This window comes from Mesorhizobium sp. P2_B5, assembly GCF_056404775.1.
This window is the reverse complement of record NZ_JBFUDJ010000001.1, coordinates 349,670-362,431: the sequence shown is the minus strand read 5'-3', so window position 1 is coordinate 362,431 and position 12,762 is coordinate 349,670. Positions and strand designations below refer to the sequence as shown.

At 65.2% G+C, this 12,762-nt stretch carries 12 protein-coding genes; 11 read left to right on the top strand and 1 reads right to left on the bottom strand.

Features of this window, described 5'->3' with window-relative positions; all coding sequences use genetic code 11:
- The first annotated feature begins 2 nt into the window (after positions 1-2).
- The 4 genes from proB (at position 3) to AC1D1N_RS01850 (ending at position 4,755) form a co-directional block, all read left to right on the top strand.
- Positions 3-1,181: a glutamate 5-kinase gene (gene proB, locus AC1D1N_RS01865; protein ID WP_477346259.1), complete on the top strand. Its 1,179-nt coding sequence runs from the start codon at positions 3-5 to the stop codon at positions 1,179-1,181.
- 3 nt (positions 1,182-1,184) lie between these two features.
- Positions 1,185-2,471 (top strand): glutamate-5-semialdehyde dehydrogenase, encoded by a 1,287-nt coding sequence (locus AC1D1N_RS01860; protein WP_477346258.1) that lies wholly within the window; start codon positions 1,185-1,187, stop codon positions 2,469-2,471.
- Between the two features lie 163 nt (positions 2,472-2,634).
- Positions 2,635-3,225 carry a nicotinate-nucleotide adenylyltransferase gene (locus AC1D1N_RS01855; protein ID WP_477346257.1) on the top strand — a complete coding sequence of 197 codons (591 nt, stop codon included), beginning with the start codon at positions 2,635-2,637 and terminating at the stop codon, positions 3,223-3,225.
- A 252-nt stretch (positions 3,226-3,477) separates the two neighbouring features.
- Complete coding sequence (locus AC1D1N_RS01850) at positions 3,478-4,755, top strand: MFS transporter (protein WP_477346256.1); 1,278 nt, start codon at positions 3,478-3,480, stop codon at positions 4,753-4,755.
- A 15-nt stretch (positions 4,756-4,770) separates the two neighbouring features.
- Here AC1D1N_RS01850 and AC1D1N_RS01845 read toward each other — a convergent pair whose 3' ends face one another.
- A complete protein-coding gene (locus tag AC1D1N_RS01845) occupies positions 4,771-5,625 on the bottom strand; it encodes a mechanosensitive ion channel family protein (RefSeq protein WP_203280511.1) in 855 nt (284 codons plus the stop codon).
- A gap of 243 nt (positions 5,626-5,868) precedes the next feature.
- Between AC1D1N_RS01845 and rsfS the strand changes: the two genes are divergently transcribed.
- The 7 genes from rsfS to alr all read left to right on the top strand — a co-directional run bounded on the left by rsfS (position 5,869) and on the right by alr (position 12,675).
- A complete protein-coding gene (gene rsfS, locus AC1D1N_RS01840; RefSeq protein WP_112559829.1) occupies positions 5,869-6,246 on the top strand; it encodes a ribosome silencing factor in 378 nt (125 codons plus the stop codon).
- A 27-nt stretch (positions 6,247-6,273) separates the two neighbouring features.
- Positions 6,274-6,756 (top strand): 23S rRNA (pseudouridine(1915)-N(3))-methyltransferase RlmH, encoded by a 483-nt coding sequence (rlmH, locus tag AC1D1N_RS01835; protein ID WP_352592670.1) that lies wholly within the window; start codon positions 6,274-6,276, stop codon positions 6,754-6,756.
- Between the two features lie 123 nt (positions 6,757-6,879).
- A complete protein-coding gene (locus AC1D1N_RS01830; protein ID WP_477346255.1) occupies positions 6,880-8,223 on the top strand; it encodes a murein hydrolase activator EnvC family protein in 1,344 nt (447 codons plus the stop codon).
- Between the two features lies 1 nt (position 8,224).
- A complete protein-coding gene (locus tag AC1D1N_RS01825) occupies positions 8,225-9,550 on the top strand; it encodes a S41 family peptidase (RefSeq protein WP_162712000.1) in 1,326 nt (441 codons plus the stop codon).
- A 188-nt stretch (positions 9,551-9,738) separates the two neighbouring features.
- The gene (locus tag AC1D1N_RS01820) at positions 9,739-10,911 is read left to right on the top strand and encodes a divergent polysaccharide deacetylase family protein (protein ID WP_477346254.1); all 1,173 of its coding nucleotides are present in this window, start codon (positions 9,739-9,741) and stop codon (positions 10,909-10,911) included.
- Between the two features lie 31 nt (positions 10,912-10,942).
- The gene (locus AC1D1N_RS01815) at positions 10,943-11,455 is read left to right on the top strand and encodes an RNA pyrophosphohydrolase (RefSeq protein WP_112559725.1); all 513 of its coding nucleotides are present in this window, start codon (positions 10,943-10,945) and stop codon (positions 11,453-11,455) included.
- Positions 11,456-11,529: 74 nt separating this feature from the next.
- Positions 11,530-12,675, top strand: coding sequence for an alanine racemase (alr, locus tag AC1D1N_RS01810; protein ID WP_477346253.1), 1,146 nt, complete (start codon positions 11,530-11,532; stop codon positions 12,673-12,675).
- Positions 12,676-12,762 lie beyond the last annotated feature (87 nt).

Here is a 12,762-nt window from a genome sequence, read left to right as displayed (position 1 = left end):
CGATGACGGCGCAGTCGCTGACAAAATACCGGCGCATCACGGTCAAGATCGGTTCGGCCTTGCTGGTCGATCGCACCAGCGGGCTGAAGCGCGACTGGCTGGCCTCGCTGGCCGACGACATTGCGGTGCTGGCCAATGGCGGCGCCGAAATCCTGGTCGTGTCGTCCGGCGCCATTGCACTCGGCCGCACCATTCTCGGTCTCGGCAAGCGGGCGTTGAAGCTTGAGGAAAGCCAGGCGGCGGCCGCCGTCGGGCAAATCGCGCTGGCCGGCGCATGGTCGGATGCACTCGGCAAGGGCGGGCTGAAGTCGGGCCAGATCCTGCTGACGCTGGGCGACACTGAAGAGCGCCGCCGCTATCTCAATGCGCGCGCCACGATCTCGACGCTGCTCAAGATGAAGGCGGTGCCGGTCATCAACGAGAACGACACGGTAGCGACCTCCGAAATCCGCTATGGTGACAATGACCGGCTGGCGGCGCGGGTGGCGACGATGATGGGCGCCGATCTTCTGGTGCTGCTCTCCGATATTGACGGGCTCTACACCGCACCGCCGGCGCGCGATCCGCAGGCGAAGTTCATCTCCGTGGTCGACCGCATCACGCCCGATATCGAGGCGATGGCGGGGGCGGCGGCTTCCGAGCTGTCGCGCGGCGGCATGCGCACCAAGCTCGACGCCGGCAAGATCGCCACCGCCGCCGGCACCGCGATGATCATCACCTCCGGCACCAGGCTGTCGCCGCTGATGGCGATCGAACGTGGCGAGCGCGCCACCTTCTTCAAGCCGAGCGCCAATCCGGTGAAGGGCTACAAGACCTGGATCGCCGGCCAGCTCGAACCGGCAGGGCGGCTCACCGTCGATGCCGGCGCCATCGGCGCGCTGCTCTCCGGCAAATCGCTGCTGCCGGCCGGCGTCAGGCTGGTCAGCGGCAATTTCTCGCGCGGCGATACGGTGGCGATCCTGTCGCCCGAGGGCCGCGAGATCGCGCGCGGGCTGGTTGCCTACGATGCCGCCGATGCCGTAAGGATCGCAGGCCTGAAAACCGCCGAGATCGAAACAGTGCTCGGCTACGAGGCGCGCTCGGCGATGATCCACAGGGATGACCTTGTGGTGAGCGATCCGGGTGACCAGATACGAGCTGCCGGCCAGCTATGGGCCGGGGGCGACGTAAGCGGAGGATGAGCCATGCTGAAGCTGCATGAAAAATCCGGCGATGACACGATCGCGCTGATGGCCGATATCGGCCGCCGCGCCCACGCCGCCGCCCGACCGCTGGCCATCGCCACCACCACCGCCAAGAATGCCGCGCTTCTCGCCATGGCCGACGCGATCATCGCGCGCCAGCAGGAGATTCTCGACGCCAACGCCATCGACGTCTCGAACGGCCACGAATCGGGCTTGTCCGCCTCCTTCATGGATCGGCTGAAGCTCGATCCGGCGCGCATCCGCGCCATGGCTGACGGCATTCGTGAAATCGCCGAACTCAAGGATCCGGTCGGCGATGTGATCGCTGCCTGGGAGCGGCCGAACGGCCTGCATATCGAGCGCGTGCGCACACCGCTCGGCGTCGTCGGCGTCATCTATGAGAGCCGGCCGAATGTGACGGCCGATGCCGGCGCACTCTGCCTCAAGGCAGGCAATCCAGTGATCCTGCGCGGTGGCTCGGACTCGCTCAATTCATCCGCCGCCATCCATGCCTGCCTGGTCGAGGGGCTGAAAGCCGCTGGCCTGCCGGAAGACGCCATCCAGCTGGTGCCGACCACCGACCGCGCCGCCGTCGGCGAGATGCTGAAGGGTCTCTCCGGCAATCTCGACGTCATCATTCCGCGCGGCGGCAAAAGCCTGGTCGGGCGGGTGCAGAGCGAGGCGCGGGTGCCGGTCTTTGCCCATCTCGAAGGCATCTGCCATCTCTATATCGACCGCTCGGCCGACCTCGACATGGCGGTCAAGATCGCCGTCAACGCCAAGATGCGTCGCACCGGTGTCTGCGGCGCTGCCGAGACGCTGCTGGTCGATCGTGCCGTGGCGTCGACCCATCTGGTGCCGATCCTCGACGCGCTGCGTGCGGCCGGCTGCGAAATCCATGCTGATCTGGAGGTGATGAAGCTGTTCTTCGACGCCAAGCCCGCGACCGATGCCGACTGGGTGACCGAATATCTCGACGCCATCATCGCGGTGAAGCTGGTCGACGGCATTGCCGGCGCCATCGACCATATCGAAACGTTCTCCTCGCATCATACCGAGGCAATCATCGCCGAGGATGCAAAGGCGGTGGAGCGCTTCTTCAACGAGATCGATTCGGCGATTCTCTTGCACAATGCCTCGACCCAGTTCGCCGATGGCGGCGAGTTCGGCATGGGCGCCGAGATCGGCATCGCCACCGGCAAGATGCACGCGCGCGGACCGGTCGGCGTCGAGCAGCTGACCTCGTTCAAATACCGCGTGCGCGGGTCGGGACAGGTGAGGCCTTGAGCGCTGGCCTTACCCTCCCCCTTGTGGGGAGGGTGGCGAGCGTAGCGAGCCGGGTGGGGGTACGACGCTGAATTCTGCAACACCCCCACCCCGCTCCGCTTCGCGGATCGACCCTCCCCACAAGGGGGAGGGTAAGGGCGCTATTTCCTCTCGCTATCTCCGCATGCCCCACGCCGAGAAGGGCCTTGCCGTCGGCCTGTTTGGCGGCTCGTTCAACCCGCCGCATGCCGGCCACGCGCTGGTGGCGGAAATCGCGCTGCGGCGGCTGGCGCTTGACCAGCTGTGGTGGATGGTGACCCCGGGCAATCCGCTGAAGAGCACCAGGGAATTGGCGCCGCTCGGCGACCGGCTGCTTCAGTCGGAGCAGATCGCCAAGAACCCGAAGATCAAGGTCACGGCTTTCGAGGCGGCGCATCATATCCGCTTCACCGCCGACACGCTGGAGCTGGTCAAGGCGCGCAATCCCGGCGTCGACTTCGTCTGGATCATGGGTGCCGACTCGTTGCGCGACTTCCACCGCTGGCAACGCTGGCGCCAGATCGTCATGACCTTCCCGATCGCCGTCATCGACCGCCCGGGTGCGACGCTGTCCTTCCTGTCCTCGGTCGTCGCCAAGACCTTCGACTATGCCCGCGTCGACGAGGGCGACGCGCCCCGGCTTGCGCGGATGAAAGCGCCGGCCTGGACTTTTATTCACGGCCCGCGCTCCTCGCTGTCGTCGAGCGCCATTCGCAGGGCTGCGAAGGTGCGCTGACTTTCCCCTTCCCCCCCTGGGGGGAAGGTGTCGCCGAAGGCGGCGGATGAGGGGTGTTGGAAGGATCGCTACGCTCAAGAATTAAGCGCTTAGAATCCCTCAATCTTTTTACGTCTCATTCCGCTGGAACACCCCTCATCCGTCTCGGCGCTGCGCGCCGATCCACCTTCTCCCACAGGGGGAGAAGGGAAGACCTGCCGATGTCGCTTTTGCGGCGGCCTTTCGTTGCCGCGTAGGCGATGCTCTGCGGATATGGCCACGTTCGCAAAGACCCACATCGACCCGGACCATGGCGCCGCGCCGCCGCCGGTGATCGCCATTGCCAGTGTCGTCGTGTCGATGGCGCTGATTGCGGTCGGCAATGGGTTGATGTTTGCCTACATCCCGGTCCGGCTCGGTGTGGAGCATTTCGATCCGACATGGGCCGGGCTGATCATCACCGGCCTGTCGGCCGGCGGCCTTGCCGGCTGCATCCTGACAGGACCTCTCGTCAGAAGGGTCGGGCATGCCCGCGCGTTCATGGTGCTGTCGGCGCTGATTGCGCTCTCCAACGCGGCCATTGGCGCCGGCACCTATCCACTGCTGTGGATCGCGGCGCGCGCGCTTTATGGCTTTGCCATATGCGGCCTGTTCATCGTTGCCCAGAGCTGGCTCAACGATGCCGTAGCCAACGCCATTCGCGGCCGGGTGATGGCGGTGTTCTACGTCGCCTATGTCGCCGGGCTCGGCGTTGGCTATGCCCTGCTTGCGGCGGTCGACATCGCATCGGCGCAGGCGCCGCTGATCGGCATTGCCTTCACCGCGGTGTCGATCCTGCCGGTGGGGATGACCCGTCTAGCTCAACCGCCACCACCTCGCGCGGCCTCGGTGGCGCTCGGGCGCGCCTGGCGAATCTCACCGGTCGGTGTGGCCGGCATGTTGGCCGTCGGCGGCCTGTCGATGGCGATTTCGGGCTTCGCGCCGATACACGCCACGGCCAAGGGCTACAGCCAGGCCGATGTGGCGCTGCTGCTCTCGGCCATGCCGGTCGGCACGCTGATCCTGCAGATCCCGCTCGGCTGGATCTCCGACCGTACCGACCGCCGCTACGTGCTGGCCGGCGCTGCAGCACTCGCCATCGTCGCCGGCCTGCTCGCCATCGGCTTCGACGGCGGCGCTCTGGCGTTGCTGGTGGTGATCTATGTGATCTGGGACGGCGCCTCGGAATCGATCTACTCGCTGGCCAGTGCGCATGCGGCCGACCGCGCCGGCAAGGACGACATGGTGGCGCTGTCGAGTTCGCTGCTGTTTGCCTGGTCGCTGTCTGGTTTCATCGTGCCTGGCATCGTGACGGCGCTGTCGGCTGTCTATGGAACGCAGGCCTTCATCTATGTGGCGATCGTCATCGCCACCGTCTTCTGCCTGTTCGTGCTGTGGCGGGTGGCGACGACTCGCGCCGTCCCCGCCACGGAGACCGGCAGTTTCGCGCCGATGTCGGCGCAGGCGCCGCTGCCGGTGGAGCTCGCTTTCGCCCCTGAAGAGCAGCGCTAGACGGGTTCCACAAACCTACTGTCGGGTGGCGGAAGCCTCCTGCCGGGCCTCCGGCGGCGGCGCCGGAACCGAGATGGCCTCGGCGTCGAAGGCCTGCTTGACGCGTTTGGTGAGATCGATCTGGGTGGCGAAGAAATCCGCCGCCGATGTCCAGTAGCGCAAGGTGATGGCGACGGTGGCATCGCCGACGGTGGCGACAAAGGCAATCGGCGCCGGCTCGCGCTTGATGCGGCGCTCGGCGCCGGCAACGCCCAGCATCGTCTTCTGCGCCAGGTCGATGTCGTTCCAGGAGCCGATGGTCAGCGTGATGTCGCTGCGGCGCACGCCGTTGCGGGTAAAATTGCGGACCGGCTGGTTCCAGAGGGTCGAATTGGGGGCCAAGACATAGACGCCGTCCGTCGTGCGAAGCTTGGTGGCGAACAGGCCGATTTCCTCGATGGTGCCGGCAATGGCGCCGACCTCGACATATTCGCCGATGCGGAATGGCCTGAGCGCCAGAAGCATGATGCCGGCGGCGATGTTCTGCAGCGTGCCTTGCAGCGCAAGACCAATCGCCAGGCCGATGGCGCCGATCGCGGCAATGATCGAAGCCGTCTGGACGCCGAACTGGCCGAGCACCATGATGACGACCAGGATCAGGATGGCGTATCGGACGATCTTCGAGAAGAAATGGCGCAGCGTCGCGTCGAAGCCATGGATATGGCCGAGCCCGGCTGAGATCGAGCGTTCGGCGAGACCGGCAACGAGGTAGCCGACAACCAGCAGGATGACGGCGCCGATGGCGGAGAAGGAATAGGAAACGATCAGGGTGCTCAGTTGCGCAAGGCCGGCCTGCACGGTGAGAAGCGTGTTTTGGGGGTCGATGGGCATCAGAGAAATTCCGGTTTGGGGGGTGTGTCGATAACCCCTGTGGACGCCATGGGTTCCGATTTTTTTGAAGCCCGGCGGAACCGCAAGGTGGGCGCCACGTTCGCCCCGGCAGAGCCTGCGTCTTGAAACTGCAACGGAACTCTGCCTATCTATGGGGTGTCACCTGATTTCATGGGTGATTTGGTTGTTCTTGCTGCGAAAGGAAATACACTGAGAACAGCACTGCGGAAGAAGGCCGACATCGTGCCTTCGCCGGCCAGGATCAGCGTAGACGACGCCGTATCCCGTGCCATCAAGACAGTCCTTGCCAGTCTGGAAGACTCCAAGGCCGAAAATATTGTCTCAATCGACATTCAGGGGAAATCGAGCCTCGGCGACTATATGGTCGTCGCGTCGGGTCGATCGCACCGTCATGTCTCGGCTGTCGCCGACCATCTCCTCAAGGCGCTCAAGGATGCCGGCCTCGGCATGGCGCGCGTCGAGGGGTTGTCCGGCGCCGACTGGGTCCTGATCGATTCGGGTGATATCATCGTCCATGTCTTCCGCCCCGAAGTCCGCGAATTCTACAATCTTGAAAAGATGTGGCAGGCGCCGGATCTCGAGGAAGAGACCCTCCACTAAGCCGCTCGCGCGGCTTATAGAGGCGGGATGAAAGTATTCGTTCATGCCGTGGGCCGGATGAAGACCGGCCCCGAGAGAGAACTCGCCGACCGCTATTTCGAGCGTTTCGCCAAGAGCGGCCCGGCGATCGGGCTCGAATTCTCCGGTGTCGCCGAGATTGCCGAGGGACGCGCCCAGAACGCCAATGAGCGCCGCCGCGAGGAAAGCCAGAAGCTGCAGGCGCAGCTGCAGCCGGGCACGGCCCTTTTCCTGCTCGACGAACGCGGCAAAAACCTGTCCTCAGACGATTTCGCCGGCCGCATCGGCCAACTGCGCGATGGGGGCCGCAAGGCGCTGGTGATCGCCATTGGCGGTGCCGACGGACACGACCAGCCGCTGCGCGACCAGGCCGATCTGGTGCTGTCGTTCGGCGCGGCAACCTGGCCGCACCAGCTGGTGCGCGTCATGCTGGGCGAGCAGCTTTATCGCGCGGCGACAATTCTCTCGGGCCATCCGTACCATCGGTCGTAAACCGGTGGACGCAATCACCGTCATACCGATTTCCGCCCCAATGCGCGGCTGTCTTATGCTAGGCTTCGGTTTCGATCATGGTTGATGGTTCGTTAACGAAGCCACGCATAGAGTCGGGCTTCAATGGCTGACAACGGGAAATCAGGAACGGGCTTCTGGCACGCACGCTGCGGCATCGCTGCAGTCGTGGTTTTGCTGTCGGTCGGCCTTGCGCGGGCTGAAAACACGCTCGACGTGGCGCCCGATCCGGACCAGAGCCGGGCCGAATATGAGAAGGTGTCGGCCGAGATCACGCTGTCGTCCGAACGGCTGGCCAAGCTTGCCGCCGACATTGCGGCGGTCAAGAAGGACCATGCCTCGATCACCGCGGCGCTGATCCAGTCGGCGATGACCGAGCAGAAGCTCGGCCAGGACATCGAGGATATCGGCGCCAGGCTGGAAGGGCTGAAGGGCGAGGAACAGAAGATCCGCGTCTCGCTGGCGGCGCGACGCGACGTGCTGGCTGAAGTGCTGGGCGCGCTGCAGCGCATGGGGCTCAATCCGCCGCCGGCGATCCTGGTCAAGCCGGAAGACGCGCTGTCGTCGGTGCGCAGCGCCATCCTGCTCGGCGCGGTGGTGCCGGAACTGCGCCAGCAGACCGACAAATTGCTGGCCGACCTCAAGGAGCAGACGCGGGTAACGGCCTCGATCGAGGCCGAGCGGACCCGGCTGACGGCGGCGGTCGGCGAGCAGACGGCGGAAAAGAAACGCCTCTCCATGCTGCTCGAGGCCAAGCAGAAGCTTGAGGCCGACACCTGGACGGCAATGGCGGCGGAAAAGCAGCGATCCCAGGCCCTCGCAGCCAAGGCCGGCAGCCTGAAGGAACTGATCGCCTCGCTCGAGGCCGACAAGAGCCGCAAGGCGGCCGATGCAGTTAAGGCAGGCGAGCAGAAGGCGGCTGACGGCGACAAGCCGGACGCGGATACCACCGCGTCGACGGAGCTCGCCTCGCTGCCAGTGCCGGAAGGTAATCGCCTCACCGCCTCGGCGCCGTTTTCGGCGCTTCAGGGTCAAGTCGCGCTGCCGGTCACCGGCAAGATCAAGCGCCGTTTCGGGGCCGATGACGGTAACGGCGCGGTGATGCTTGGCGACATGGTTGCGACACAATCGGGAGCCATCGTCACGGCACCGGCGGACGGAAATGTGCTTTATGCGGGGCCTTTTCGCTCCTATGGTCAACTCTTGATCCTCAATGCGGGAGACGGCTATCATGTCGTCCTGGCGGGGATGAGCAGAATCAGCGTCGCGTCTGGCCAGTCGGTGCTCGCAGGAGAGCCGGTCGGCGCGATGGGAGAGGCCCGGGTGGCAAGCACCTCGGCCTCGAAGAATGGAAATGCCACGCCGGAACTCTACGTCGAGTTCCGCAAGGATGGAAAACCCGTCGATCCGACCCCATGGTGGGCGGACCGCTTCTCTGGAAGGACGTGAAATGATGCGGAAACTGTCGCTTCTTATTGCCGGTGCGCTGATGGGCGCGTCAGCGATGAGCCTGGTCTATGGCGCGCCCGGCTCGACGGCGAACGCTGCAGGCTCCGAAACCTACAAGCAACTGGCGATCTTCGGTGACATCTTCGAGCGCGTGCGGGCGCAGTATGTGACGCCGCCGGACGACAAGTCGCTGGTCGAAAACGCCATCAACGGCATGCTCGCTTCGCTCGATCCGCACTCGTCCTACATGAATGCCGAGCAGGCGCAGGACATGCGCGTGCAGACCAAGGGTGAATTCGGCGGCCTCGGCATCGAGGTCACCATGGAGAACGACCTGGTCAAGGTGATCACGCCGATCGACGACACACCGGCCGCCAAGGCGGGCGTGCTGGCCGGCGACTATATCGCCAAGATCGACGGCGAAGAGGTTCGCGGCCTGACGCTGAACGACGCGGTCGAGAAGATGCGCGGCCTGGTCAACACGCCGATCAAGCTCACCATCCTGCGCCAGGGCGCCGACAAGCCGATCGAGCTGACGGTTGTGCGCGACATCATCAAGGTCAAGGCGGTCAAGTTCCGGGTCGAGAACGACATCGGCTACATGAAGATCACCTCCTTCACCGAAAAGACCTATGACGACCTCGAGAACGCTATCGACACCATCAAGAAGCAGGTGCCGAACGATAAGCTCAAGGGCTATGTGCTCGATCTGCGCCTCAACCCGGGCGGCCTGCTAGACCAGGCGGTGAGCGTGTCCGACGCCTTCCTCGACCGTGGCGAGATTGTCTCGACCCGCGGCCGCGACCCGAAGGATGTCACCCGCTTCGACGCCAAGGCAGGCGACGACATCGGCGCCAAGCCGCTGATCGTGCTGGTCAATGGCGGTTCGGCCAGTGCTTCGGAGATCGTCGCCGGCGCGCTGCAGGACCTACGCCGCGCCACCGTGGTAGGCACGCAGTCCTTCGGCAAGGGCTCGGTGCAGACGATCATCCCGCTCGGCGAGAACGGCGCTCTGCGCCTGACGACGGCGCTCTATTACACGCCGTCGGGCAAGTCGATCCAGGGTAAAGGCATTACGCCCGACATCAAGGTCGACCAGCCGCTGCCGCCCGAACTGCAGGGCAGGGATTTGACGCGTGGCGAATCGGACCTCAAGGGCCACATCAAGGGCGCCGACGAGGGTGAGACCGGTTCGGGCTCGGCAGCATATGTGCCGCCGGATCCGAAGGACGATCTGCAACTGATCTACGCCGAACAGCTGCTGCGCGGCCAGAAGACCGATCCGGCGTTCCCGCCGAATCCGGAGAAGGCCGTGCTCAACCAGTAAGTCGACCGGCAGCACTGGCTGCCTGATCGAAGCAATGCAATGCTGCCGGGACCGCAAGGTTCCGGCAGTTTGATTCGGAGGCAGTGGCTGGAGAGGGGTGCCTCAAAAGGCGCGCCGAGGACGCGCCGTCAGTTTTGGATCTGCGCATGGCGAAAAGGTTTCGCTGATCATGCGCCCGGGGATACGGCTTGGCTGACATCGGCAACGACATAGAACGCCCGCTCGGACAGACCGTCCGGCCGCGCGCTGCGTCGCGCGGGTTGAGCGCCCGTACTGTCGCGACGACGCTGGTCGTCCTGGCCGCGCTCGGCATCTCCGGCGCGATCGCGCTTCGCGAAAAGCCGTTCCGCAAGCCCGAACAGGCGGCGGTCTCGACGCCGAAGGTGACGGCGGCGGCGGAGCCTGCCGCGGCGGCACCGACTGCCGAGCCCGCGGCGCCGAAGGCGGAAACGCCGCCCAAGGCAGCCGGGCCGCAGATCATCCATATGCAGGAGGGCGACGGTCCGCCGAATGCAGCCATCGTCATCCATGACCCGTCGACGATCGGTCAGAATCTGAAGATTGCACATATTCCTGATAAGGCGCTGATCGAGGCCAGCGACACCGGCCCGCTGCCGGTACGCGCCGCCGACGGCAGGCGGCCGTTCGACGTCTATGCGCGGCCGTGGTCCGGGTCGCGCGGCGCCCGCGTGGCGATTGTCATCGGTGGGCTTGCCGTGTCGCAGACCGGAACCCAGGCAGCAATCGCCAAGCTGCCGGCGGAAGTGACGCTGGGCTTTGCGCCGCAAGGCAACAGCATCGGCCGCTGGATGCAGGCGGCGCGTCAGAGCGGGCACGAGGTCGTCATGCAGGTGCCGCTAGAGCCGTTCGACTATCCCAACGTTAACCCCGGCCGCAACACGCTGACGGTGGCGGCGAGCCCGGACGACAATTTGAAGAACCTGCGCTGGGCGCTGTCGCGGACCACCAACTATACGGGCGTCATGAACTATATGGGTGCGCGCTTTTCGGCCGACGCGGCGGCGATGGGCCCCTTCATGGCCGAGCTAGGCAAACGCGGCCTTGCCTATATCGACGACGGCTCGTCCGCGCGGAGCCTGGCGCCCGATCTCGCCTTGAAGGACGGCGTGCCGTTTGTCGCCGGTGATATGGCGATCGATGCCGTACAGGACCGTGGCGCCATCCTGAAAAAGCTCGACGCGCTGGAAGCCACAGCGCGCGCCAAAGGCTCCGCCGTCGGCATCGGCTCGGCCTTCGATCTTACCGTCGACGCGGTTGCGGCGTGGGTGCTCGAGGCGAAAAAGCGCGGCATCGAGATCGTGCCGATCTCGGCGGTGGCCATCGACCCAGAAAAAAATTAGCGCGAACTCCCGAAACGGCTGGACCTGACTGATGGCTAAAAAGATCGATCCCGAGACGCTGCCCTACCGCCCCTGCGTCGGACTGATGATCCTCAATGGCGACGGGATGGTCTGGGTCGGCCATCGCATCGCCGAGCCGGACAGCGAATTTGCCGGCACGAAGCAGCTCTGGCAGATGCCGCAAGGCGGCATCGACAAGGGCGAGGAGCCGCTGCAGGCGGCCGGGCGCGAGCTCTATGAGGAGACCGGCATGCGCTCGGTCACGCTGCTGGCCGAGGCGCCGCACTGGATCAATTACGATCTGCCGGCCGATCTGGTCGGCATCGCCTTCAAGGGCCGCTATCGTGGCCAGACGCAGAAATGGTTCGCCTACCGCTTTCATGGCGAGACCAGCGAAATCCAGATCAATCCGCCGCCCGGCGGCCATACCGCCGAATTCGATGAATGGGCCTGGCGGCCGATGCAGGACCTGCCCGACCTGATCGTGCCGTTCAAGCGCAAGGTCTATGAGGATGTGGTGGCGGCATTCCGTCACTTGGCGTAGGCCGCTCAGCTGTTGCGGCGTCCACGATCTGTCCGTACTGATAGAGTTGTTTGGTGCTCTGGTCAGGAGCCGGGATGGGCAGCGCCTCGGGGAAGTCACTGGATTCAGCATGTGAGGCCGGCCTGCGGCCGATCAGCGAAGCGGCGGCCGGCGCGATCCTGACCATCGATCTCGGCGCTATCCAAGAAAACTACCGGCGGCTGAAGGCGAAGCTCGGCGGCGTGCGCTGCGCCGGCGTCGTCAAGGCCGACGGTTACGGGCTCGGCGCGCGGCAAGTGGCGGCGGCACTGGTTGCCGAAGGCTGCGACATCTTCTTTGTCGCGCATCTCACTGAGGGTGTCGCGCTGCGCGAGGCACTCGGGCCGCGGCCGCAGATCCATGTGCTGAACGGCTTGCCGCCGGGATCGGAGCCGGAGGCGATTGCGGCAGATCTTGTGCCCGTCATCAACAGCGCCGGGCAACTGAAGGCATGGAGCGAGGCCGGCCAAAAGGTCGGCCGCAAGCTCAAGGCGGCCGTTCAGGTCGATAGCGGCATGTCACGGCTGGGGATGGCGCCTGCGGAGGTCGAGGCGCTTGCGGCCGATGCCTTCGCCGGCGTCGACGTTGTCCTGGTCATGAGCCATCTGGCCCGGGCCGACGAACCCACCAATGCGGCTAATGATGCGCAACTCATGGAATTCGAACGGTTGCGCAAAATGCTGCCCAAGGCGCCGGCGTCGCTCGACAATTCCTCCGGCATCTTTCTCGGGCCGCGCTATCGGTACGACCTCGCCCGCCCAGGTGCAGCGCTCTACGGCATCAACCCGACGCCAAGCGAGGCGAACCCGATGCTGCCGGTGGTGCGGCTCGAGGCAAAGATCATCCAGACGCGTAGCATCGAAAAGGGTGCGGGCGTCGGCTACGGCCATGCCTTCCTGGCCAGCGGTCCCTTGCGCGCAGCGACAATCTCGCTCGGCTATGCCGATGGCTGGCACCGGCGCGCCGCGTCGGCCGCCTGGTTCGAAGGTGTCAGGCTGCCCTTTGTCGGACGCGTGTCGATGGATTCGATCATCCTCGACATCTCGGCGCTGCCGGCCGGCCGCTTGCGCGAGGGCGACCTTGTCGAGCTGATGGGTCCGTCACAAAGCGTCGACGATGCGGCCGGCCACGCCGGCACCATCGGCTATGAAATCCTGACCAGTCTCGGCCCGCGCTTTCATCGCCGCTACATCAACGAATAGAGGCGCGACACGCCACCCCTTGGCGGACGCGGCAAAATCCGGCAGACAGGAGGCGACGGCTTCAGGCTCGGATAAGATGTCGTCGTG

Bases quoted from the DNA above. Each gene is read 5' to 3' on its own strand.
- AC1D1N_RS01845 (WP_203280511.1), bottom strand. From the start codon at position 5,625: ATGCCCATCGACCCCCAAAACACGCTTCTCACCGTGCAGGCCGGCCTT.
- rlmH (WP_352592670.1), top strand. From the start codon at position 6,274: ATGAAAGTATTCGTTCATGCCGTGGGCCGGATGAAGACCGGCCCCGAG.
- AC1D1N_RS01825 (WP_162712000.1), top strand. From the start codon at position 8,225: ATGATGCGGAAACTGTCGCTTCTTATTGCCGGTGCGCTGATGGGCGCG.
- AC1D1N_RS01855 (WP_477346257.1), top strand. From the start codon at position 2,635: ATGCCCCACGCCGAGAAGGGCCTTGCCGTCGGCCTGTTTGGCGGCTCG.
- AC1D1N_RS01815 (WP_112559725.1), top strand. From the start codon at position 10,943: ATGGCTAAAAAGATCGATCCCGAGACGCTGCCCTACCGCCCCTGCGTC.
- proB (WP_477346259.1), top strand. From the start codon at position 3: ATGACGGCGCAGTCGCTGACAAAATACCGGCGCATCACGGTCAAGATC.
- AC1D1N_RS01830 (WP_477346255.1), top strand. From the start codon at position 6,880: ATGGCTGACAACGGGAAATCAGGAACGGGCTTCTGGCACGCACGCTGC.
- AC1D1N_RS01850 (WP_477346256.1), top strand. From the start codon at position 3,478: ATGGCCACGTTCGCAAAGACCCACATCGACCCGGACCATGGCGCCGCG.
- AC1D1N_RS01860 (WP_477346258.1), top strand. From the start codon at position 1,185: ATGCTGAAGCTGCATGAAAAATCCGGCGATGACACGATCGCGCTGATG.
- alr (WP_477346253.1), top strand. From the start codon at position 11,530: ATGGGCAGCGCCTCGGGGAAGTCACTGGATTCAGCATGTGAGGCCGGC.